Genomic DNA, 22,524 nt, shown 5'->3' on the forward strand with positions numbered 1-22,524 from the left:
CTGGCCCGCATGACCTCACCGATCCCCGGCTTCCACGCCGTCGTCCCGGCGGGCGGTGCCGGCACGCGGCTGTGGCCGCTGTCACGCGCCGGCGAGCCGAAGTTCCTGCGCGACCTCACGGGCACGGGCCGGACCCTGCTCCAGGGCACCGTCGACCGGCTCCTGCCGTTGACCGGCCCCGGCGGGGTCCTCGTGGTGACCGGTGTGCGGCACGCGCGGGCCGTCGCGGCGCAGCTCCCCGAGCTGGCGGCGAGCGACGTGCTCGCCGAGCCGTCCCCGCGCGACTCCATGGCGGCGATCGGTCTGGCGGCCGCGCTGCTCGAGGCGCGCCACGGCGACGTCGTGCTCGGCTCGTTCGCCGCCGACCACGTGATCGAGGGCGCTGACGCCTTCGCCGAGACGGTGCGCCAGGGTGTCGAAGCGGCGCGGGCCGGGTACCTCGTGACCGTCGGGATCGCCGCGACCGAGCCGTCGACGGCCTTCGGGTACGTGCGGTCGGGCGAACCGCTCGGGATCGAGGGCGCGCCGGACGTCCGCCACGCCGCGGGGTTCACCGAGAAGCCCGACGAGGAGACTGCGACCGCCTACCTCGCGACGGGCGAGTACCGCTGGAACGCGGGCATGTTCATCGTGCGGGCGCGCGTGCTGCTCGACCACCTCGCGGCCCAGCTCCCGACGCTCCACGACGGGCTCCGCGAGATCGCCGGAGCCTGGGACGGCCCCGACCGCGAGCCGGTGCTGGCACGCGTGTGGCCCGGGCTGACGAAGATCGCGATCGACCACGCCATCGCCGAGCCGGTCGCCGCCGCGGGCGGGGTCGCCGTCGTCCCGGGCGACTTCACCTGGGACGACGTCGGTGACTTCGAGTCGCTCGGGGGCCTGCTGGCCGTGCGCGCAGGCTCGGTCACGACCGGGTCGAGCACGCTCGGGGACGACGCGCTCGTGCTGCGGATCGACGCGGACGGCTCGCTCGTCGTGCCCGGCTCTGGCCGCACCGTGACGGTGCTCGGCGTGCCGGGGGCGGTCGTCGTCGACACGCCCGACGCGGTGCTCGTGACGACGCGTGAGCACGCGCAGCAGGTCAAGGCAGCCGTCGACGGTTGGCGCGCCCGCGGACGCGACGACCTGCTCTGACCCGCGCGACTACCCTCGGAGCGTGCCCTCCGACGCTGCCAGCCTGATCCCTCGCGTCGATGCGCTCCGTGCGGAGCTCGTCGCGATCCGCCGCGACCTGCACGCGCACCCCGAGCTCGCGCGCACCGAGACCCGCACCACGAGGGTCGTCGCCGACCGGCTGCGGGCGGCCGGGCTCTCACCGCACCTGCTGCCCGGGTCGGGGCTCGTGTGCGACATCGGGCCGACCCCGGTCGCCACGGGACGTCGCCGGGTCGCGCTGCGGGCCGACCTCGACGCGCTGCCCCTCCAGGACACGACCGGTCTCGCGTGGTCCTCGACCGTGCCGGGCGTCGCGCACGCCTGCGGTCACGACGTCCACACCGTCGGCGTGCTGGGTGCGGGCCTCGTGCTCGCCGAGCTCGCCGCCGCGGGTGAGCTCGCGACCGGGGTGCGGCTCATCTTCCAGCCGGCCGAGGAGGTCCAGCCGGGCGGCTCGCTCGACGTGATCGCCGCGGGGGCGCTGGACGGCGTCAGCCAGATCTTCGCGGTGCACTGCGACCCGAAGGTCGACGTCGGCCAGGTCGGCACCCGCATCGGTCCCATCACGTCGGCGTCCGACGAGGTCGCCGTGACCCTGACCGGTCCCGGCGGGCACACCTCGCGTCCCCACCTGACGGGCGACGTGGTGTTCGCGCTCGGACAGGTCGTCACCCAGGTCCCGGCGATCCTCGGGCGCCGGCTCGACCCGCGCTCGGGGGTCAACCTGACCTGGGGCGAGATCCACGCCGGGACGGCACACAACGCGATCCCCGCCCGGGGGACGGTGCGCGGCACGCTGCGGTGCCTCGACGTCCGGGCGTGGGAGAAGGCGTCGGAGGTCTTCCACGACGCGGTCCGGCAGGTCGTCGAGCCGTACGAGGTCGAGGCCGAGGTGACCCACCAGCGCGGGGTCCCGCCGGTCGAGAACGGCGAGCGGGCGACCGCCGTGCTCGAGGCCGCGGCCCGCGACGTCCTGGGGGAGTCCTCGGTGCTGCTGACCGAGCAGTCACTCGGCGGCGAGGACTTCGCGTGGTACCTGACCAAGGTCCCCGGGTCCATGGCCCGGCTCGGCACCCGCAGGCCGGGGGGGCGCTCGTACGACATCCACCAGGGCGACCTGCGGATCGACGAGCGGGCGATCGACGCCGCGGTCCTGCTTCTCGCCCGCGTGGCCATGCTCGCCGGGCGCGCCTGAGGCGTCTGAGGCGCCTGACACGCCTGACCTGCGCGATCGTCCCGAAGGTCGGGACGCCTCGTCCCATCCCGTGGCCGATTGTTCCAAGTGGATAACGGAAGCCCGCGGCTACCGCCCGGTAACCGTCCCGTAACGCCCGGCTCACTACAGTGCGGGGCATGGACGCCGGGCGGCTCCGTCCGTGTCTGGTGCAGCGTTGCTCCGGGCACGGACGGCTCACGTCGCGACGAATGACGACAACGGGGAGTTTCGCGTGAAGAAGATCATCCAGGTGGCCGCGCTCGGCGCAGCCACCGCGCTCGTGCTGACCGCGTGTGCCAGCGCGCCCACGGCCACGACCACCACCGCACCGAGCGCAGGCGCGACGACCGCGGCTGCCGTCAGCTACAAGGCCTGCATGGTCTCGGACGCCGGCGGGTTCGAGGACAAGTCCTTCAACCAGTCGGGTGCAGAGGGCCTTGACAAGGCCAAGGCCGACCTCGGCATCGAGGAGGTCAAGGTCGAGTCCACCGCGGACACCGACTTCACGCCCAACGTCGACAACCTCGTGTCGCAGGACTGCAACCTGATCATCGGCGTCGGCTTCAACCTCGCCGGCGCGATCCAGACCGCGGCCAACGCGAACAAGACCATCGACTTCGCGCTCGTCGACAGCGCCTTCTCCGACGCGGACTTCAAGCCCGTCACGCTGGAGAACGGCAAGCCGCTGCTCTTCAACACGCAGGAGGCCGCATTCCTCGCCGGCTACGTCGCCGCGGGCACCTCGAAGACCGGCAAGGTTGCCACGTTCGGCGGCATGCAGCTCCCGTCCGTCTCGATCTTCATGGACGGCTTCTCCGACGGCGTCGCGAAGTACAACGCGGACTTCGGCAAGACCGTCGCGGTCCTCGGCTGGGACAAGGCCGCGCAGACCGGCTCGTTCACCGGTGACTTCGACAACCAGGCCAACGGGCAGAACCTCGCCAAGGGCTTCATCGACCAGGGCGCGGACGTCATCATGCCCGTCGCCGGTCCGGTCGGGCTCGGCGCCGCTGCGGCTGCCAAGGCCGCCGGCAACGTCATGATCGTCGGAGTGGACGCCGACTGGTACAACACGGCGCCCGAGTACAAGTCGATCATCCTGACCTCGGTCATCAAGGAGATCGGCCAGTCCGTCTACGACACCGTCAAGCAGGGTGCCGACGGCCAGTACACCTCGGAGCCGTACGTCGGCACGCTCGCGAACAAGGGCATCGACATCGCCCCGTTCCACGACCTCGATGCGCAGGTCCCCGCGGACGTCAAGACCAAGGTCACCGCGCTCAAGGCCTCGATCATCGACGGCAGCCTCAAGGTCGACTCGCCGAGCGCCAACTGACGCTCTGAACGTGCACCGAGCACCTCGCGTGCACTGAGCACTGCAGCATGAACCGATGGCCCGGGCAGGTCGCCTGCTCGGGCCATCGGCGCGTGTGCCCGCCGCTCGCAGCGGCGTCGCGCGCGCCACTAGGGTGCAAGAACCACCATGACGAAGGAGCCATGTCACGTGAAGCTGGAACTGCGGGGGATCACCAAGCGCTTCGGCAGCCTCGTGGCCAACGACCACATCGACCTTGTGGTCGCCCCTGGCGAGATCCATGCGCTCCTCGGGGAGAACGGGGCCGGCAAGAGCACCTTGATGAACGTGCTCTACGGCCTCTACGACCCGGACGACGGTGAGGTCCTGATCGACGACGCGCCGGTCAGGTTCGCCGGCCCGGGCGACGCCATGGCCGCGGGCATCGGCATGGTCCACCAGCACTTCATGCTGATCCCGGTGTTCACGGTCGCGGAGAACGTCGTCCTCGGGCACGAGCCCGTCCGCGGTGCCGGCGGCGTCATCGACCTGGCTGGTGCGCGCAAGCTCGTCCGCGAGATCTCCGACCGGTTCGGGTTCGACGTCGACCCCGACGCCCTCGTCGAGAACCTCACCGTCGGTGCCCAGCAGCGCGTCGAGATCATCAAGGCGCTGTCGCGCAACGCCAACATCCTCATCCTCGACGAGCCCACCGCGGTGCTGACCCCGCAGGAGACCGACGAGCTCATCGGCATCATGCGCCAGCTCAAGGCGGCCGGGACGTCGATCGTCTTCATCACCCACAAGCTCCGCGAGGTGCGCGCCGTCGCCGACGTCATCACCGTCATCCGCCGCGGCAAGGTCGTCGGGAGCGCGCCACCGACCGCGCCCGAGACCGAGCTGGCCTCGCTCATGGTCGGCCGCGCGGTCGACCTCGGCGTCGCCAAGACGCCGGCCGAGCCGGGTGAGGTGGCCCTGAAGGTCACCGGCCTGTCGGTGATCGACCACGCGGGGGTGCTCCAGCTCGACGACGTGTCCTTCGAGGTCGCGCGCGGCGAGATCCTGGCGGTCGCGGGCGTCCAGGGCAACGGGCAGACCGAGCTCGCCGAGGCGATCCTCGGGCTGCAGAAGCCCGTGGCAGGGTCGATCCTCCTCGACGGCGACGAGCTGGTCGGGGCAGGCGTCCGGGACACGCTGCACGCCGGGGTGGGCTTCGTCCCTGAGGACCGCTCGACCGACGGCATCATCGAGCCGTTCTCGGTCGCGGAGAACCTCATCCTCGACCTGCACGACCAGCCCCCGTTCGCGACCGGGATCTCGCTCGACCCCACGAAGGTCGCCGCGAACGCCACGCAGCGTGCCGACGAGTTCGACGTGCGGCTGACCTCGGTCCAGGACCCGATCAAGACCCTCTCGGGCGGCAACCAGCAGAAGGTCGTGCTCGCCCGGGAGATGTCCCGCCCGCTGCGGCTGCTGATCGCGTCGCAGCCCACGCGCGGCCTGGACGTCGGCTCGATCGAGTTCGTCCACAAGCGGATCATCGCCGAGCGCGACAACGGGACGCCGGTGCTCATCATCTCGACCGAGCTCGACGAGGTCCTCGCCCTGGGGGACCGCATCCTGGTCCTCTACCGCGGCCGCATCGTCGGCATCGTGGGCCCGGGAACCCATCGTGACGTGCTCGGGCTCATGCTGGCGGGCGTGCCGCTCGACGAGGCCGAGGCCCACGCAGCCGAACACCACACGGTCCTCGGCGAAGCCGACCTCCGTGCCGCCGAGGAGGAGAACTCGTGAGCCACTCTGCAGCCGCACCGGCACCCACGCCCGCGCCGGCTCCCGCACCTGAGGTGGCCGCGCCGGAGCCCTCGCGCAGCGAGACGCTCCTGCGCGAGATGCTCCAGAGCAGCTGGCTGGTCACGACCCTCGCGATCGTTCTCGCCCTCGTGATCTCCGGTGTCCTCATCGCGGCCGCCGACGAGGCGGTCCAGTCGAGCGCCACGTACCTGTTCGCCCGGCCGGGAGACTTCCTGTCCGCAGCCTGGCACGCGGTGTCCAACGCGTACGTCGCCCTGTTCCAGGGATCCATCTTCGACACCGGCGCTCCGACGTTCGTCCGCGCGATCAGGCCGATCACCGAGACGATGACCGTGGCGGTCCCGCTCATCCTCGCGGGCCTCGGCCTCGGGATCGGCTTCCGGGCCGGCATGTTCAACATCGGCGCGCAGGGCCAGATCATCCTCGGCGGGATCTTCGGCGGCTACGTCGGGTTCACGTTCAACCTCCCCGTCGGGCTGCACGTCCTGGTCGCGGCGCTCGGTGCCGCGATCGGCGGCGGCCTCTGGGCCGGCATCGCGGGCTTCCTCAAGGCGCGCACGGGTGCCAACGAGGTGATCGTCACGATCATGCTCAACAACATCGCCGTGTATCTCGTCGGCTACCTGCTCACCACGTCGGCGTTCCAACGACCGGGCAGCAACAACCCCATCTCGCCGCCGCTGAAGTCCAGCGCGCTGTACCCGCTGCTGCTGGGCGGGCAGTTCCGGCTGCACGCCGGGTTCTTCGTGGCGATCGCTGCCTCGGTGGGCGTGTGGTGGCTCATGGACCGGTCGACGATCGGCTTCCGCTTCCGGGCGGTCGGGGCGAACTCGAAGGCCGCGCGGACCGCCGGGATCTCGGTCAACGCGAACTACGTCTGGGTCATGGTCGTCGCGGGTGCGCTCGCCGGCCTGGCCGGCTCGGCGCAGGTGCTCGGGACCGAGAAGGTGCTGACAGCCGGCGTCGCCGCGAGCTTCGGGTTCGACGCGATCACCGTCGCGCTGCTCGGCCGGTCGAAGCCGCTCGGCACGTTCCTCGCCGGGCTCCTGTTCGGTGCGCTGCGGGCCGGCGGGTTCGCGATGCAGGCCCGGACCGGCACGCCGATCGACATCGTGCTCGTCGTGCAGTCCCTGATCGTGCTGTTCATCGCGGCGCCGCCGCTCGTCAGATCCGTGTTCCGGCTCTCGACCCCCGGGTTGTCCCGTCGGGCCAGCCGCACCGTCAAGGAGGTCGCCGCGTGAGCACCGTGACCGCACCGCCGCGGGGAACCGCGGCCGCACCCGGGCCGTCGTCCCGCGCTCTGGCGCTCCAGCCGATCAAGTGGCGCACGCCCGCCCTGTACGGGGGCATCGCCGTCGTATCGCTCGTGCTGTTCGGCCTGCTGCCCGCCAGCGGGAAGTCGACCACGTTCACGTTCGCGACCGGGACGGACTTCTTCAAGATCGCCCCCGTGGAGGTGCACTCGAAGACCACGGCGATCGCCCTGACCCTGGTGGCTCTCGCGTGCGCGGTCGTCTCGTTGCTGGCGACCCGGACCCGTCGGCACGTCGGGCCATGGCTCCCGATCGTGTTCGGCCTGGCCGAGGTGTTCGCGTTCCTCACCTGGGCGGTCGCCGACAAGGTCAACCCGCTCCCGGTCACCGGGCTCCTCGCCGGTTCGCTCTTCCTCGCCACCCCGCTCGTCTTCGGGTCGCTCTCCGGGCTGCTGTGCGAGCACTCGGGCATCATCAACATCGCGATCGAGGGTCAGCTGCTGGCGGGGGCGTTCATGGCCGCCGTCGTGGCCACGCTCACGCAGAACGCGTACCTCGGTCTCCTCGCGGCCCCCGTCGCGGGCGTCCTCGTCGGGCTCCTCCTGGTCCTGTTCTCGATCAAGTACCGGGTCGACCAGATCATCGTCGGCGTCGTGCTCAACGTGCTTGTGGTCGGCGTCACCAGCTACCTGTTCTCGACGGTGCTCAAGGTCAACGCCGCGACGTGGAACTCCCCGCCGCGGCTGCCCATCCTGTCGATCCCCGGGCTCTCGAAGATCCCGATCATCGGCCCGGTGCTGTTCCAGCAGACCGCCCTGGTCTACGTCATGTACATCGTGGTCGCGGTGCTGCAGCTCATGCTCTTCCGGAGCCGGTGGGGACTGCGGATGCGGGCGGTCGGCGAGCACCCCAAGGCGGCCGACACGGTCGGCATCAAGGTCAACCGCACGCGCATGCGCAACACGTTGCTCGGCGGGGCCGTGGCCGGCCTCGGTGGGGCGTTCTTCACGGTGGCTGCCGGGCTGGCGTTCGGCAAGGAGATGACGGGCGGCAAGGGGTTCATCGCCCTGGCCGCCATGATCCTCGGCCGGTGGAGCCCCAAGGGTGCTCTCGCAGCCGCCCTGCTGTTCGGGTTCGCCGACAACCTGCAGGTCGTGCTCGGCATCATCGGCACCCCGATCCCCAGCCAGATCATGCTGATGACGCCGTACGCCGTGACGATCTTCGCCGTCGCCGGCCTGGTCGGACGCGTCCGCGCACCGGCCGCCGAGGGCATCCCCTACGTGAAGTGAGGCGGCGTCGATGACCATCGAGATCGACTGGGAGGCCCTGCGGGCCGCCGCACGTGACGTGATGTCGCACGCGTACGCCCCGTACTCGCACTTCCCGGTGGGTGCCGCGGCGCTCGTGGACGACGGGCGGATCGTCGTCGGCTGCAACGTCGAGAACGCGTCGTACGGCCTGACGCTGTGCGCCGAGTGCGCCCTCGTGTCGGCGCTGCACGTCAGCGGTGGCGGCCGGCTCGTCGCGTTCGCGTGCGTCGACGCCCACGGCACCGCGCTCATGCCGTGCGGGCGTTGCCGCCAGCTCCTGTGGGAGCACGGCGGGCCCGGCCTGCTCGTCGAGACGGTGAGCGGGATCAAGCCGATGACCGAGGTGCTGCCCGACGCGTTCGGGCCGGACGACCTGGTGGAACGAGGGAACTCATGAGCGAGCAGTTCGACGCGGTCGACGTGATCCGCACCAAGCGGGACGGCGGTCGCCTCTCCGACGGTCAGATCGACTGGGTCCTCGACGCGTACACGCGCGGTGCCGTGGCCGAGGAGCAGATGTCGGCGCTGGCCATGGCCATCCTGCTCAACGGGATGGACCGGGCCGAGATCGCTCGCTGGACCGCGGCGATGATCGCGAGCGGCGAGCGCCTGGACTTCTCCGGGCTGTCGCGCCCGACGGCCGACAAGCACTCCACGGGCGGCGTCGGCGACAAGATCACACTGCCGCTCGCACCGCTCGTCGCCGTGTTCGGCGTCGCCGTGCCGCAGCTGTCCGGACGCGGTCTGGGCCACACCGGTGGGACGCTCGACAAGCTCGAGTCCATCCCCGGCTGGCGTGCCGCGCTGACGAACGACGAGATGATGGCGCAGCTCGAGGACGTCGGTGCCGTCATCTGCCAGGCGGGGTCGGGGCTCGCACCCGCGGACCGCAAGCTGTACGCGCTGCGGGACGTGACAGGCACGGTCGAGGCGATCCCGCTCATCGCGAGCTCGATCATGAGCAAGAAGATCGCCGAGGGCACGGGCTCCCTCGTGCTCGACGTGAAGGTCGGGTCGGGGGCCTTCATGAAGGACGCGACGCGGGCCCGCGAGCTCGCGCGCACGATGGTCGAGCTCGGGACCGACGCGGGCGTCCTGACGGTCGCGCTGCTCACCGACATGTCGACACCGCTCGGGCTCACGGCCGGGAACGCGCTCGAGGTGCGGGAATCGGTCGAGGTGCTCGCCGGTGGGGGACCGTCCGACGTGGTCGAGCTGACGGTGGCGCTGGCGCGCGAGATGCTCTCGGCGGCGGGGCGTCCGGACGTGGACCCGGCTGCGGCGCTGGCCGACGGTCGCGCGATGGACGTCTGGCGCCGGATGATCGCGGCCCAGGGCGGGGACCCGGACGCGACCCTGCCGGTCGCGCGCGAGAGCGAGCAGGTGCTCGCTGAGGCCGACGGCGTGCTCGACTCGCTCGACGCGCTGGCCGTCGGGGTCGCCGCGTGGCGGCTCGGTGCCGGCCGGGCGCGCAAGGAGGACCCGGTGCAGGCGGGCGCCGGCGTCGAGCTGCATGCGAAGCCGGGCGACCGGGTGCGCGCGGGCCAGCCGCTCCTCACGTTGCACACGGACACCCCGGAGCGGTTCGCGCGCGCCCGGGAAGCGCTCGAGGGCGCGATCGGGATCAGCGCCGCCGGTTCGGTGGCTGCCGCGTCGCCCCGTGCGCTCGTGCTGGACCGGATCGCGGCGTCGTAGCGCGCACCGGCCCGGCCCGCCGGTCCGGCTGTTGCGCGTCGGTCGTTGCGCGTCGGACGTGCGGCAGACTGGTCCGATGCCCCTCCTCGGACACCTCCAGCTGACGTCGGTGCTCCGAGGGCTGCGGGGTCCGACGCTGCCTGCCGAGCAGGCTGATCAGCCTGCGCCGGTCCTCCCCGTGGGCATCGTCGACCGGGTCCCGGCTGACCTGCACGCCCGAGCGTTGCTCGCCGGGGCGCCGGCGAAGTCGGCGGACGCGCTGGTCGATGCGGTGAGCGAGCTGGACGCGCGCGAGCGTGCCCAGGTCACCCACCCCCTGCGTCCGGCTCCTGGCACGGACATGCTGCGGCTCGGGACGGCGGCTGCCCGGCAGACCGACGGCACGACGTGCGGCTCGTCCGTGCTCGCGATGCTCGCAGCTGCCGGTGACCCGCCCCTCGCGTACTGGCTCGTGACCGGACGCACCCTGGCGGGGTACCGGCCCGCCGAGCTCGACGGCGTCGACGACGCCGCAGGCCCGGCCGTGCGGTTCGGCGATCTCCAGCAGGCGCTCAAGGCTCGTAGCACCGCTCGCGCGGTGCTCGGCCTGCTCCCGTGGCCCCGGGCGCTCGGCACGCCCCCGTGGGGGGCTGCCCGGGTCGCGCGGTTCCCCGGCGTCGCCTACCGCTCGGTCCTCGTCGACGACACCCGGTCCGACGAGGTGGCCGTCGTGCTCGCGCGCGCCGCACGGGCGCTCGACCGGGGGGTGCCGGTGCCGTTGTACACCGGCGGCGACCTGTCCATGGGGCTCGCCACCGCGATCCCGCGGCACGTCGTGCTCCTCACGGCCCGCACCGCCGACGGCTTCACCGTGTACGAGCCGTCGAGCGGCCGCCTCCTGCCCCTGACGACCGACGAGGTGACGAGCCCCGGGGGCCCGGTCCCGGCGCTCGGCGGCTGGTCGCACGCGTGCTGGGCGCTCCTCCCGGTCCGGCCGTAGCCGGCGAGGTCGGCGGGGCCGGTGGGAGTGGCGGGGCCGGTGGGAGTGGCGGTCGGCGACCAGCCGGGCCACGATGGATGGACGCGGTGCCGGGTGCTCGAACGACACAGGAGGACTCATGACCACTGTTCCAGAGGTCCCCGACGAGGTCGACGAACCCGACCTGACGGACGTCCCGGACGAGCCGGAGGAGTACGAGCCGTCGGACGCGCGACCTGACGAGCGTGACGACGCCAACGAGGCGGACGTCGTCGAACAAGTCCTCGACATCCCGGACGACGATGCGGACGACTACCGCTGACCGTGCCCGCTACGGTGGCTCCATGATGTCTGCGCCCGGGCTGTTCGCCGGCTTTCCCAAGGTGCTGCTCCACGACCACCTCGACGGCGGGCTGCGACCCGCCACGATCCTCGAGCTGGCCGCTGAGATCGGCCACGACCTACCCGCGAGCGACCCGACCGAGCTCGCTGACTGGTTCGTCACGGCCGCCAGCGCCGGGTCGCTCCAGGAGTACCTCGACACGTTCTCGCACACCCTCGCCGTCATGCAGACGGTCGGGAACCTCCACAGGGTGGCTCGCGAGGCGGCGATCGACCTTGCGGCGGACGGCGTCGTGTACGCCGAGCAGCGGTACGCGCCCGAGCAGCACCAGCGGCGCGGGCTGTCCCTGCAGCAGGTCGTCGACGCCGTCCAGGAGGGCTTCGAGGAAGGCGTCGCCGAGGCCGCGCTGCACGGGCGCACGATCCGCATCGGAACGATCATCACGGCGATGCGACACGCGGACCGCGGAGACGAGCTCGCAGCGCTCGCCATCGCCAACCGGTACAACGGCGTCGTCGGTTTCGACATCGCCGGAGCAGAGTCGGGGTTCCTGCCGTCCCGTCACGCGTCGGCCTTCCAGACGCTTCGCGACGCGAGCTTCCCGACGACGGTCCACGCTGGCGAGGCCGGGGGGCTCGAGTCGATCGCGGAGGCGGTTCACCTCGCCGGGACGCAGCGGCTCGGGCACGGCGTGCGGATCATGGACGACGTCCAGCTGCTCGACGCGGGCACGCCGGGCGTGCAGGCCCGGGGACGGTTCGGGCTGCTCGCGCACTGGGTGCGGGACCGGCGGATCCCGCTCGAGATCTGCCCGTCGTCCAACGTCCAGACCGGGGCCGCCGCGTCGATCGCCCGGCACCCCGCGACCCTGCTCAAGCGGCTCGGCTTCGCCGTGACGATCAACACCGACAACCGGCTGCAGTCGGGGACGTCCCTCACGCGCGAGCTGACGCTCCTCGCCGAGCAGGCCGCCTGGACCGTCGCCGACGTGTGCGACGTCACGGTGACGGCCGCGCAGCACGCATTCCTCCACCACGACGAGCGCGAGGACCTCATCGACCGGGTCATTCTCCCGGCCTTCGCAGCAGACACCATCGGAAGGCACCGCGCATGAGCAATCCGCTCGACTCGCTCGCACTGGCTCAGTTCGTCGACCACACCCTCCTCAAGCCCGAGGCCACTGCGGCCGACGTCCGCGCGCTCGTCGCGGAGGGCGTCCGGCTCGGCGTGTACGCGGTCTGCGTCTCGCCGTCGTTCTTGCCGATCGACGCCCACGGTCTCAAGGTCGCGACCGTCGTCGGCTTCCCGTCCGGCAAGCACCGCAGCGCCATCAAGGCTGCCGAGGCAGCCCGGGCCGTCGCGGACGGCGCCGACGAGGTCGACATGGTCATCGACATCGGGGCCGCCAAGGCGCGGGACTTCGAGTCGATCCGCGAGGACATCGCCATGGTCCGCGCCGCCGCCCCCGCACCGACGGTGCTCAAGGTCATCATCGAGTCTGCGGCGCTGAGCGACCACGAGATCGTCGAGACCAGCCGCGCGGCCGAGGCCGCAGGTGCGGACTTCGTCAAGACGTCGACGGGCTTCCACCCCGCGGGGGGAGCGACGGCACGTGCCGTCGAGATCATCTCCGCGACGGTCGGTGGCAGGCTCGGCATCAAGGCGTCGGGCGGCATCCGCACGACGGCGGACGCCCTCGCGATGGTCCAGGCAGGCGCGACCCGGCTGGGACTGTCGGGCACGGCGGCCATCCTCGACGGTTTCCCGGTGGGCACCCGCCCCGGGAGCGACTGACCGTTTGCGGGTGAAGTGTGCGGTTCCCGGTGGGTGGGCTTTGACGACCCACTGGGGGTCCGCCACTGTCAGGGCCAGCGCGGGCGACCGGCGCGTGCGTCGGGGCCGGTCTGAGCCGTTCAGGCTCCGCGCACGGCCGTCCGTCGACCCAGGACGATGACCGGGGCGACCGGACGATGCAGGAGCGGGCGCCGCCGCGATCGACGGGTGGAAGGTCTCCTGGACGATGGCGGACGGGCAAACGTTCGGGACCATGTGGGGAGCGGCTCCGACCACGGACGGCCGGTCGGTGACCGCGGCGAGCCTGTCGTGGAACGCCCAGCTGGAGCCGGGTGCGTCGGCGACGTTCGGCGTCGCGGGGTCCACGACGGCCGACCCGACGACGCTCACCGCGTCGTGCGGGCGGAGCAGCTGACCGGAACCGGCCGGCACGAGCTCCAGGGGTCTCGGCCCTGCGGTCAGGGGCCCCGCGGTCAGAGGCCCAGCGCGCTCACCATGTCGGCGCGGACGGCGTCGAGGCGCGCGTGCGCCGTCGTGCGAGCCGCCGTGATCTCGTCGTCGGTCGCGGCGGACGCCACCGGGACGATGACCTCGAGGTAGCTCTTGACCTTTGGCTCGGTGCCGCTCGGGCGGACGATCACGCGGGTGCCGTCCTCGGCGAGCAGCCGGACACCCTCCGTCGGCGGCAGCCCGTCCCGCTCCGCCTCGGTACCCGACTCGAGGTCGACGACCTCCACGACGCGCGACCCGTCGAGGCTCGTCGGGGGCGCGGCCCGCAGCCGGCCCATCGCCGCGACGATGCCGGCAGGGTCCTCGAAGCGGCCGGCGAGCTGCGAGCTCAGATACAGGCCGTGGGCCCGTGCGAGGTCGTCCAGCGCGTCGAGGAGCGTGCGACCCGAGGCCTTGAGCTCGGCGGCAAGGCCTGCGACGAGCAGCGCCGCGGAGATGCCGTCCTTGTCGCGCACGTGCGCGGGGTCGACGCAGTAGCCGATGGCCTCCTCGTACCCGTACACGAGCCCCTCGACGCGGGAGATCCACTTGAAGCCCGTGAGGGTCTGGACGTGACGCAGGCCCGCCGACGCGGCGATCTGCGCGAGCTGGCGCGAGGACACGATCGAGCTGGCCAGCGCCATCCCGTCGGCGCCGGCGGGTGAGCGCAGCGCCCGGTCGGCGGCGAGCCGGCCCAGCAGCGCGCCGACCTCGTCGCCGTGCAGCATGCGCCAGCCCTCGGCGGCAGCGGTGTCGGGACCGCGGTACGAGCGGGCGCGGGGGTCGCGGACGGCGACACCGCACCGGTCGGCGTCGGGGTCGAGCGCGATGACCACGTCGGCGCGGAGGTCGCCCGCGAGCGCGGTCGCGAGGTCGATCGCGCCGGCCTCCTCGGGGTTCGGGAACGGGATCGACGGGAAGTCGCCGTCGGGCTCGGCCTGCTCGGGGACGATGTGCACGTCGGTGAACCCGGCCGTCGCCAGGACACGCTGGCCTGTGACGCCGCCCACCCCGTGCATCGGGGTGAGCACGATGCGGACGCGTCCCGCGCGGGCTCGTGCCTCGTCCGTGGGGTCGGCGAGGGACGTGACCGAGGCCACGTAGGCGTCGAGCACCTCGGGGCCCAGGACGGTCCAGCCGGACTCGGCGCGGGGCACCGCGGCGACGGACGGGACCCGGGCGATCTCCGCGGCGATCGCGGCGTCGGCGGGCGGGACGATCTGCGAGCCCTGACCGGACCCCGTCACGACGCGGCCGCCGAGGTACACCTTGTAGCCGTTGTCCTGCGGCGGGTTGTGGCTCGCGGTGACCATCACGCCCGCGTCCGCGTCGAGGTGGCGGACGGCGAACGCGAGGACCGGCGTGGGCAACGCCGAGGGCAGGACGAGCACCTCGAGGCCGACGGCCGTGAGCACCGCCGCGGTGTCGAGCGCGAAGTCGGACGAGCGGTGCCGGGCGTCGTAGCCGACGACGACGCGCGGGGCCGGGGTCAGCCCGTCGAGCTCACCGAGCAGGTAGTCCGCGAGCCCCGACGCGGCGCGGATGACGACCGCGCGGTTCATGCGGTGCGGTCCGCCGCCGAGCTCACCGCGCAGCCCCGCGGTGCCGAACTGGAGCAGGCCGGAGAACCGGTCGGCGAGGTCGGCACGTGCGCCGGCGACGTCCTGGACCAGCGACTCCTCGCGCGGGGTGCGCGCCGAGCCGTCGCGGTGCGCACCGACGTCCGTGAGCGGCTGGCTGGCCGTCGCGAGCAGCGCGCTCAGCTGGGCGCTGGTCTGGGCGTCCGGATCGTCCTCGATCCACGCGGCGACGCGCTGGGCGAGCAGTTCCCACGGTTCCGGCTGCACGATCGACATGCCCACAACCTACCGACCCCGGCCCCACCGGGCAGCACCGGGCTGCGACGGGCGCCACCGCCGGGGCGGACGAGCCGTCGCGCCAGAGGGTCAGAGCGCCTGGACGATCTTGGCCAGCAGGGCGCTGATCCGCGGACCGGCCTCGCGCCCCGCCTCGATGACCTCGCCGTGGGAGAGCGGCTCGCCGGTGATGCCGGCCGCCAGGTTCGTGACGAGCGAGAGCCCCAGCACCTCGAGCCCCGCGTGCCGCGCCGCGATCGCCTCCAGCGTCGTCGACATGCCCACGAGGTCGCCGCCCAGGCGACCGGCCATCCGGACCTCGGCCGGGGTCTCGTAGTGCGGGCCGCGGAACTGCACGTACACGCCTTCGTCCAGGCTCGGGTCGACCGTGCGTGCCAGGTCCCGCAGGCGCGGCGAGTACAGGTCGGTGAGGTCGACGAACGTGGCGCCCTCGAGCGGTGACGTTGCCGTGAGGTTGATGTGGTCGCGGATGAGGACCGGCGTGCCCGGGCCCCAGGCGGGGTTCAGGCCGCCGCACCCGTTCGTCAGGACAACGGTGCGGGCTCCCGCGACGGCGGCCGTGCGGACGCCGTGCACGACCGGTCGCACGCCCTTGCCCTCGTACAGGTGGGTCCTGGACCCCAGGACCAGTGCGTGGCGCGCGGGTGCGTCCGGCGCCGCGTCGGGAGCCGCGATGCGGATCGAGCGGATCGTCCCGACGTGGCCCACGACGGCGGGTGCCATGAACCCCGGCACCTCGTGGCTCGGGACCTCCGCGACCGTCTCGCCCAGCAGGTCGGCAGCGCCGCCCCAGCCCGACCCGAGCACGAGCGCGACGTCGTGCTGCGCGACGCCCGTCACCTCCGCCAGGTACTGCGCCGCGAGTCGCGCCACGTCGAAGGGATCGGTCATCGGGTCGTCGAGGTCGGCCATGGCGGTCAGGTTATCGGCCCTGACCGGTCCTGCGCGCGCATCGGGCGGGCACCGCACGGCCGGGTGGGCACGCGCCGGGCAGAATGGCGACGTGGGCACACCCGATCAGGACCTCCAGTCGAGCCGCGTCGTCATCCTGGGAGGCGGACCCGGCGGGTACGAGTCGGCGCTCGTCGCGCGTCGGCTCGGCGCTGACGTCACCGTGGTCGAGCGGCACGGGCTGGGCGGGGCGGCCGTCCTCACCGACGTGGTGCCGTCGAAGACGCTCATCGCGACGGCCGAGTGGATGACGATCGCCGATCGCGCCCCCGACCTGGGCATCCACCTCGACGCCCCCGCGGCCACGCACGCGCGCCTCGACCGGACCCGGGCGATCAGGGAGTCGGAGCAGCATCGGGTCGACCTCGGTGAGGTCAACGTCCGGGTCAAGGCGCTCGCGGCCGCGCAGTCGGCTGACGTGCACGCACGGCTCGAGCGCGAGGGTGTCCGGATGGTGATCGGCTCGGGTCGGCTCGACGGGCCGCGCCGTGTCGTGGCCACGGAGGCGGGCGGGCGCGAGCACGCGCTGGACGCCGACGTCGTGCTCGTCTCGACCGGCGCCGTCCCACGCGTGCTTCCGGGCGGCGAGCCCGACGGTGAGCGGATCCTCACGTGGACGCAGCTGTACGAGCTGACGAGCCTGCCCGAGCGGCTCATCGTCGTCGGGTCCGGCGTCACGGGTGCGGAGTTCGCCGGGGCGTACCTCGCGCTCGGCTCCGAGGTCGTGCTCGTCTCGAGCCGCGACCGCGTCCTGCCGGGTGAGGACGCCGACGCGGCCGACGTCATCGAGGAGGTGTTCCGCGGCCAGGGCATGACGCTCATGGCGCGCTCGCGCGCGCAGTCCGCGACGCGCACGGCCGACGGGGTCGTCGTGACACTGACCGACGGACGCACCGTCGAGGGGTCCCACGTGCTCATGGCGGTCGGCTCGGTGCCCAGCACGTCGGGCATCGGTCTGGTCGAGGCGGGCGTGCGGCTCAGCGCGTCGGGCCACGTCGAGGTCGACAAGGTCTCCCGCACGTCGGTGCGCGGCGTGTACGCGGCGGGGGACTGCACGGGCGTGCTGCCGTTGGCGTCGGTGGCCGCGATGCAGGGCCGCATCGCGATGTCCCATGCGCTCGGAGACTCGGTCATGCCCCTGTCGCTGCGGACCGTCGCCGCGAACATCTTCACCGAGCCGGAGATCGCGACCGTCGGCTACGGCGAGGCGCAGCTCAAGGCGGCCGGCTCCCGCTACGTCACGAGCACGCTGGCGCTGGCCCAGAACCCGCGCGCCAAGATGCTCGGCATGCGCCACGGGTTCGTCAAGCTGTTCGCGCACCCGACCGGGCAGGTGCTCGGGGGCGTCGTCGTCGCACCGAACGCCAGCGAGCTCATCTTCCCGATCACGCTCGCGGTCTCGCACCGGCTCACCGCCGACGAGGTCGCGAGCTCGTTCACCGTCTACCCGTCGGTCTCGGGGTCGATCGCCGAGGTCGCCCGGATGCTGCACCAGCGTCAGGACGACTGACCCGCGGCTCGCTCCTCGCGCGGCGTCCGATCGGGCGCCCGGCCGGGTGGTCGGTCGGTCGTCAGGTCGGGCAGGTCCTCAGCCGATCGGCCGCAGCGTCACGACGACCGGCAGGTGGTCGGACGAGCGCGGGGTCGTCGGCACGTCGGCGTGCGTCGCCTGCAGGCCCTGCGCGAGCACCACGTCGACCGCGCTCTGCGGGTGGTCGCTCGGGTAGGTCGGGGCGGGGGCGCCGGAAGGGTCGACCGCGCTCGTCCAGCCTGCCCCCTCGAGCACGTCGGCCTCGGGCGAGCCCGTCTCGGCGAACACGTCGCCCGCCAGGACCGCCGGTCCGTCTGCCTCCAACGCTGCGAGGAGCGCGTGCAGCTCGTCGAGGCTCGGGGCGTCGTCGTCAGCACGATCCTGCAGCTGGACGGAGGTCACGCGGACCGCTGTCCCGCTCGCGAGCGTCACGGTGGCCGACACCGCCGAGGCCCGCTGCGGCAGCGCACCGGTCGGCCGCGGTGTCACGACGGGGTCGGTGAGCGCCGACCGGGCGAGGATCGCGGTCCCGCGCCGGCGGTCGTCGGCGGGGGCGACGACGACCTGCATCCCCAACCGGTGGGACAGCCAGGTCGTGAGGTCGAGACCGCCGCCGAGAACCGACCCGCGGGAGACGTCCTGGAGCGTGACGACGTCGGGGTCGTGCGCCTCGATCGTGCGCGCGATGAGCTCCGGGTCGACGTCGGCCGCGGGCGCGACGCCGTGGTGCAGGTTCCAGTCGACGACGACGAGCGAGTCGCCGCGGGCGAGCGCCGGGGCCGGCGCGGCCGCCGAGCTGGGCCACCAGCCCACGACGGCGAGCACGACCGCGGGAGTGACGAGCATGCGGATCGCGTTCGACCGGAACGGCTGAGCAGGCTCGGCCGGCGTCATGGGCAGGTCCGTCGACCCGGCCGTGACCGGCGCCGCGGGAACCCGACGACGCAGCCCGGCGACGGTGAGCGCGAGCCCTGCCGCGAGCGCGACGACCTGGTCGGGCAGGCCGAGCGGGACGTCGAGGTCAGCGAGGGCGACGAGCAACGGGACGGCGACCCCGAGGCCGACGACGCCGACCGCGAGCGCCGTGCCCGGAACGCCGAGTGGAGCGACGCGGTGCGTCGTCAGCCCGGTGGCGAGGGCGACGCCGACGGCGAGCTGCAGCACGACGACAGCAACGAGCTCCACGCCGCCCGTCAGGACGAGAGCGCCGAGGGCGGCGACGGGGACGGCGAGCGCCGCCGCGATGCGCACGGTCCCGGTCAGCAGGTGGGGGCTGAGCAGCAGCCAGACCGTGACGACGTGCGCGACCACGAGCACCGGCCCGACGTCACGCAGCGGCTCGCCGGTCTGGGCGGCGACGAACGCCGGGTTGGCGACGACCGTCGTCGCGAGGGCAAGGCACGGGCCGAGCATCCACAGCCGGCGCGGGCGCCCGGTGGAGCCGTCGACCCGCAGCACGCGCGCGAGGGCCACGGCACCGACCGTCAGCACGCTGACGACGACCCAGCCCACGGGCCCGTGGCGCCAGAAGGCGTCCCACGTCCCGAGGCTCAGCGCAAGCCCCGTCGCGAGCCCTGAGCCGAGCACGAGACCGAGCGCGGCCTGCCGGCCACCTGTGGCTCGGCCGGCGACGAACGCCACGGTGAGCGTCAGGACACCCACCGTGAGTGCGAGAGCCACGAGCCCGACGACGACGCGGGCCTCACCGTCGAGCCCCTGGGCGACGAGCCGGGCGACCGCCGCGGCAACCGTTCCAGCGAGCACCGTGCGGCCGTCCGGCGACCCGGTGACGCGCCGGCCGGTCGCGAGAAGCAGCACGGCTGCTGCCACGCCGGCCAGGAGGTACGCGCCGACCGTCGTCGCGCCGGCGGAGCCGCCCATCGGGGCGCTGTCGACCAGCGGGCCGCCGGCTCGCACCATCTCCAAGGTCAGCACCGTGAGGACGGCGACGAGGCTCACGCGGGTCGCCGTGCCGGCGTCGGGGGTGTGGTGGGGTCGGTCCGGGCCGCACGGGCGCGGGCCGCGGCACGGGCGAGCGCGCGGGTCCGCGCGGACAGCGGGGTGCGCGGCGGGGCCGGCGGCCGGGTCGAGCCGTCAGGCATGGAGGTCACGGCGGTCACCGTACCGCGCGGCCGGGACGGCGGCGCCGTGGCCGTCAGGCGAACAGCGCCTGGCCCACGTACGGCGCGTCGGGTCCGGTACGCGGTGACCCGTCGGCCGTGAGCAGCTCCGCCGGCAGGCCCGGCGGCACGGCGAACAGCCCGGAGCCGGTGTGCAGGAGGTACTCCATGAGGGCGTCGTCCCGCGAGAGCGTCGTCTGCATCGGGATGTAGTGCGTGCGCGGGTCGCGGACGTAGGCGATGAAGAACAGCCCTGCGTCGAGACGGCCGAGCGAGTCGTTGCCGTCAGTGAAGTTGTAGCCGCGTCGGAGCATCCGTACGCCGTTGTTGGTGCTCGGGTGCGCGAGCCGGACGTGCGAGGTCGCGGCGATGAGCGGCGCGTCGCCACGGCCCGTCGCCGCGAGATCGGGCTCGGTGAGCTCGGTGCCGCCGGACAGCGGGGCGCCCTCGCCCTTCGTGCGGCCGATCAGCGTCTCCTGCTCGCGCAGCGACGTCCGGTCCCAGGTCTCGATGACCATGCGGATGCGGCGCGCGACGAGGTAGGAGCCGCCGGTCATCCAGGCGGAGTCCGTGCCGGGGTCGCTCGCGTCGGCGGTGGCGTCGGCGGCCGGCACCCAGACGTGCTCCTCGACCGCCGCGGGCTCCTCGGCCTTGAGGTTGGCGGTGCCGTCCTTGAAGCCGAACAGGTTGCGGGGCGTGGCCTGCGCGGTCGACGTCGAGGACGTGCGGCCGTAGCCGAGCTGGGTCCACCGGATCGCCGCGGTCCCGAACGCGGCGCGGGAGAGGTTGCGGATCGCGTGGACCGCCACCTGAGGGTCGTCGGCGCACGCCTGCACGACGAGGTCCCCGTCGCTGCGTGCGGGGTCCAGCGTGTCCTTCGGGAAGTGCGGCAGCTCGACGAGCCCGCCGGGCAGCCGGTGCGCGAGGCCGAACCGGTCCACGCCGGGCGTGCCGTCCGGTGCCGGTGTGCCGACGAAGAGCGATCGTCCGAACCCGAACGTGATCGTCAGGCCCGCGGGCGGCAGGTCGGCCGCCTCACCCGTGTCGTCGGGCGGCGCGTCGTACGGGCCGGACGCCGGGCCGAACGGACCCGCGGGGTGCCCCTGCGTGAGTCGCGCTGCCATGGCGGTCCAGGTGCGCAGCAGCGCGACGAGCTCGTCGCGCGAGGTGGTCGTGAGGTCGAACGCCGCGATGTACATGCGGTCCTGGGCCGGGGTGACGATGCCGGCCTGGTGCGTGCCCGTGAACGGATAGGTCGTCGTGGCGCCCGCGTGCTGCCCTGACGCGGTCTGTCCGGCGCGCTCGCGGCCCGCCGCGAACCCTCCGGCTGCGGCCACGCCGATCGCCGCGAGCCCGCCCCCGGCGAACCCGATCAGGGCGCGCCGCGACACGCTGTGCCTCTCGACGGCTGGCCCCTCGACGGCGTGCCCCTCGACCGGATGGCGCTCGTCGGCGTCGACGGCGGTCCGCTCCTCGCGCGGCTGCCCGGTCAGGACGCGCTCGTCACGGTGGCGGTCAGGCGCGAGAGCGGCTCGCTCACGGCGTCGACCGCGGCGGCGATCTGCTTGACCTGGTCGGTGCTCAGCGCGTCGTACGACGTGAACCCGGTCTCGGCCGACCCCTGCGCGGACACGAGCGCGGCGAGGTCGGTGAAGCGCGCGTCGAGGGTCTTGACGAGCTCGGGGTCGGCGGCGTCGGCGACGTCGCGCAGCACCTCGAACGCGACGCGGGCACCGTCGAGGTTGGCCTGGACGTCCCACAGGTCGGTGTGCGACCAGATCTCCTCCTCGCCGGTGATCTTGCCCGTGGCGACCTCGTCGAGCAGGGCCTTCGCGCCGTTGGCGATCTGGAACGCCTCGAAGGTGAAGCCGGGCGCGTTGACGGCGTCGACGACGGCCTGGGTGTTCGCGACGAGGCCCGCGGCCGCCGCCTCCCGCTGGGTCTGCGTGAGCGGGGTGTACGCCACGCCGCCGTTCGCGTCGGCAGCCGGGGCCCACAGGTCCTTCTCGATGAGGTGCCAGCCGGTCCACGCCTGGCCCGCCTCGAGGTCGGCCTCGCGCAGGTCGAGGAACGGGTCGAGGTCGCCGAACGACTCGGCGACGGGCTCGATGCGCTCCCAGTGCAGGCGGGTCGCGGCGTAGAGGTCGCGTGCCGTGGCGTCGTCCCCGGCCACGTAGGCGGCGGCGAACTCCTGGGTTCCGGAGATCAGGGTGCCCACCTGGTCCTTGACGTAGGAGACGTAGGACTCCTCGGCCTCGGCGAGCTGGGTGGCCGTGTCGCCCGTCGGCCCGACCGTCGTGCCGGAGTCCGTCACGGTGAAGTCCGACCTGATGCCCTCGCCGACCATGCCGGGCTTGCACTGCGTCACGTAGGTGCCGGGCCGGGCCTGCACGACGAGGTCCCGGGTCAGGCCGGGACCGAGGTTCTCGACCTCCGCGACGACCCGCAGACCGTCCGCCGCGAGCACGTAGAACTCGGTCACGTCGGTGCCCGAGTTCGTCACCGAGAACGTCAGGGTGCCGGACGGTGCCGTGGCGGCCGAGAGCGTGCACGCGGTCGCCGACGAGTCGACCGTCACCGCGCCCGACCCGGCCGCGGACGTACTCGCAGGCGTGTTCGCGACGCAGCCCGCCGCGAACGGCAGGACGAGCGCGGCGCAGGCTGCTGCGGACAGGGCGGAGCGGGGCATGGGTGTCCTCCGGGACGGCAGGGCTGGCGGT

20 protein-coding genes are annotated in these 22,524 nt (G+C 73.2%); 14 read left to right on the plus strand and 6 right to left on the minus strand.

The genetic code is table 11. From position 1 onward, the window contains the following. The first annotated feature begins 9 nt into the window (after window positions 1–9). From DDP54_RS12045 to DDP54_RS12105, 13 genes are all read left to right on the plus strand, one after another. Window positions 10–1,134, plus strand: coding sequence for a mannose-1-phosphate guanylyltransferase (locus tag DDP54_RS12045; protein ID WP_109132566.1), 1,125 nt, complete (start codon window positions 10–12; stop codon window positions 1,132–1,134). A 22-nt stretch (window positions 1,135–1,156) separates the two neighbouring features. Continuing rightward, on the plus strand, window positions 1,157–2,350 hold the full coding sequence (locus DDP54_RS12050; protein ID WP_197711387.1) for an amidohydrolase: 1,194 nt from the start codon (window positions 1,157–1,159) through the stop codon (window positions 2,348–2,350). A 253-nt stretch (window positions 2,351–2,603) separates the two neighbouring features. After that, the gene (locus DDP54_RS12055) at window positions 2,604–3,707 is read left to right on the plus strand and encodes a BMP family ABC transporter substrate-binding protein (protein ID WP_109131938.1); all 1,104 of its coding nucleotides are present in this window, start codon (window positions 2,604–2,606) and stop codon (window positions 3,705–3,707) included. A gap of 168 nt (window positions 3,708–3,875) precedes the next feature. Beyond that, the gene (locus tag DDP54_RS12060; RefSeq protein ID WP_109131939.1) at window positions 3,876–5,459 is read left to right on the plus strand and encodes an ABC transporter ATP-binding protein; all 1,584 of its coding nucleotides are present in this window, start codon (window positions 3,876–3,878) and stop codon (window positions 5,457–5,459) included. Then, complete coding sequence (locus DDP54_RS12065; RefSeq protein WP_242448379.1) at window positions 5,456–6,721, plus strand: ABC transporter permease; 1,266 nt, start codon at window positions 5,456–5,458, stop codon at window positions 6,719–6,721. Before DDP54_RS12060 ends, DDP54_RS12065 begins: the two co-directional genes overlap by 4 nt. A 5-nt stretch (window positions 6,722–6,726) precedes the next feature. Continuing rightward, on the plus strand, window positions 6,727–8,025 hold the full coding sequence (locus DDP54_RS12070) for an ABC transporter permease (protein ID WP_242448465.1): 1,299 nt from the start codon (window positions 6,727–6,729) through the stop codon (window positions 8,023–8,025). A 10-nt stretch (window positions 8,026–8,035) separates the two neighbouring features. After that, entirely contained in the window at window positions 8,036–8,443 is a 408-nt protein-coding gene (locus tag DDP54_RS12075) for a cytidine deaminase (protein ID WP_109131940.1), read from the plus strand. After that, complete coding sequence (locus tag DDP54_RS12080) at window positions 8,440–9,741, plus strand: thymidine phosphorylase (protein ID WP_109131941.1); 1,302 nt, start codon at window positions 8,440–8,442, stop codon at window positions 9,739–9,741. The genes DDP54_RS12075 and DDP54_RS12080 overlap by 4 nt, the downstream gene beginning before the upstream one ends. A 76-nt stretch (window positions 9,742–9,817) precedes the next feature. Further along, the gene (locus tag DDP54_RS12085; RefSeq protein ID WP_109131942.1) at window positions 9,818–10,720 is read left to right on the plus strand and encodes a hypothetical protein; all 903 of its coding nucleotides are present in this window, start codon (window positions 9,818–9,820) and stop codon (window positions 10,718–10,720) included. Between the two features lie 118 nt (window positions 10,721–10,838). Beyond that, on the plus strand, window positions 10,839–11,021 hold the full coding sequence (locus tag DDP54_RS12090) for a hypothetical protein (RefSeq protein WP_109131943.1): 183 nt from the start codon (window positions 10,839–10,841) through the stop codon (window positions 11,019–11,021). A 22-nt stretch (window positions 11,022–11,043) separates the two neighbouring features. Then, window positions 11,044–12,156, plus strand: a complete 1,113-nt coding sequence (locus DDP54_RS12095; protein ID WP_109131944.1) for an adenosine deaminase — start codon at window positions 11,044–11,046, stop codon at window positions 12,154–12,156. Further along, complete coding sequence (gene deoC / locus DDP54_RS12100) at window positions 12,153–12,836, plus strand: deoxyribose-phosphate aldolase (protein WP_109131945.1); 684 nt, start codon at window positions 12,153–12,155, stop codon at window positions 12,834–12,836. The genes DDP54_RS12095 and deoC overlap by 4 nt, the downstream gene beginning before the upstream one ends. Before the next feature lie 199 nt (window positions 12,837–13,035). Further along, window positions 13,036–13,251 carry a cellulose binding domain-containing protein gene (locus DDP54_RS12105; RefSeq protein ID WP_277949606.1) on the plus strand — a complete coding sequence of 72 codons (216 nt, stop codon included), beginning with the start codon at window positions 13,036–13,038 and terminating at the stop codon, window positions 13,249–13,251. A gap of 58 nt (window positions 13,252–13,309) precedes the next feature. Here DDP54_RS12105 and DDP54_RS12110 read toward each other — a convergent pair whose 3' ends face one another. Further along, window positions 13,310–15,181, minus strand: a complete 1,872-nt coding sequence (locus DDP54_RS12110) for a phospho-sugar mutase (RefSeq protein ID WP_109131947.1) — start codon at window positions 15,179–15,181, stop codon at window positions 13,310–13,312. Window positions 15,182–15,271: 90 nt separating this feature from the next. Beyond that, window positions 15,272–16,114 carry a purine-nucleoside phosphorylase gene (locus tag DDP54_RS12115; protein WP_109131948.1) on the minus strand — a complete coding sequence of 281 codons (843 nt, stop codon included), beginning with the start codon at window positions 16,112–16,114 and terminating at the stop codon, window positions 15,272–15,274. Between the two features lie 91 nt (window positions 16,115–16,205). Here DDP54_RS12115 and DDP54_RS12120 point away from each other — a divergent pair, with 91 nt between their 5' ends. After that, window positions 16,206–17,663, plus strand: a complete 1,458-nt coding sequence (locus DDP54_RS12120) for an NAD(P)H-quinone dehydrogenase (RefSeq protein WP_242448380.1) — start codon at window positions 16,206–16,208, stop codon at window positions 17,661–17,663. A 78-nt stretch (window positions 17,664–17,741) separates the two neighbouring features. On the opposite strand, the gene DDP54_RS12125 is transcribed toward DDP54_RS12120, so the two are convergent. From DDP54_RS12125 to efeO, 4 genes are all read right to left on the minus strand, one after another. Next, window positions 17,742–19,643 (minus strand): endonuclease/exonuclease/phosphatase family protein, encoded by a 1,902-nt coding sequence (locus tag DDP54_RS12125; RefSeq protein WP_109131950.1) that lies wholly within the window; start codon window positions 19,641–19,643, stop codon window positions 17,742–17,744. Continuing rightward, window positions 19,640–19,795: a hypothetical protein gene (locus DDP54_RS18205; RefSeq protein ID WP_158274519.1), complete on the minus strand. Its 156-nt coding sequence runs from the start codon at window positions 19,793–19,795 to the stop codon at window positions 19,640–19,642. The genes DDP54_RS12125 and DDP54_RS18205 overlap by 4 nt, the downstream gene beginning before the upstream one ends. A gap of 44 nt (window positions 19,796–19,839) precedes the next feature. Continuing rightward, a complete protein-coding gene (gene efeB / locus DDP54_RS12130) occupies window positions 19,840–21,195 on the minus strand; it encodes an iron uptake transporter deferrochelatase/peroxidase subunit (protein ID WP_109131951.1) in 1,356 nt (451 codons plus the stop codon). Between the two features lie 98 nt (window positions 21,196–21,293). Beyond that, complete coding sequence (efeO, locus tag DDP54_RS12135; protein ID WP_109131952.1) at window positions 21,294–22,493, minus strand: iron uptake system protein EfeO; 1,200 nt, start codon at window positions 22,491–22,493, stop codon at window positions 21,294–21,296. Between the last annotated feature and the right edge of the window lie 31 nt (window positions 22,494–22,524).

The sequence above is a fragment of the Cellulomonas sp. WB94 genome, from assembly GCF_003115775.1.
Taxonomy (GTDB): Bacteria; Actinomycetota; Actinomycetes; order Actinomycetales; family Cellulomonadaceae; genus Cellulomonas_A.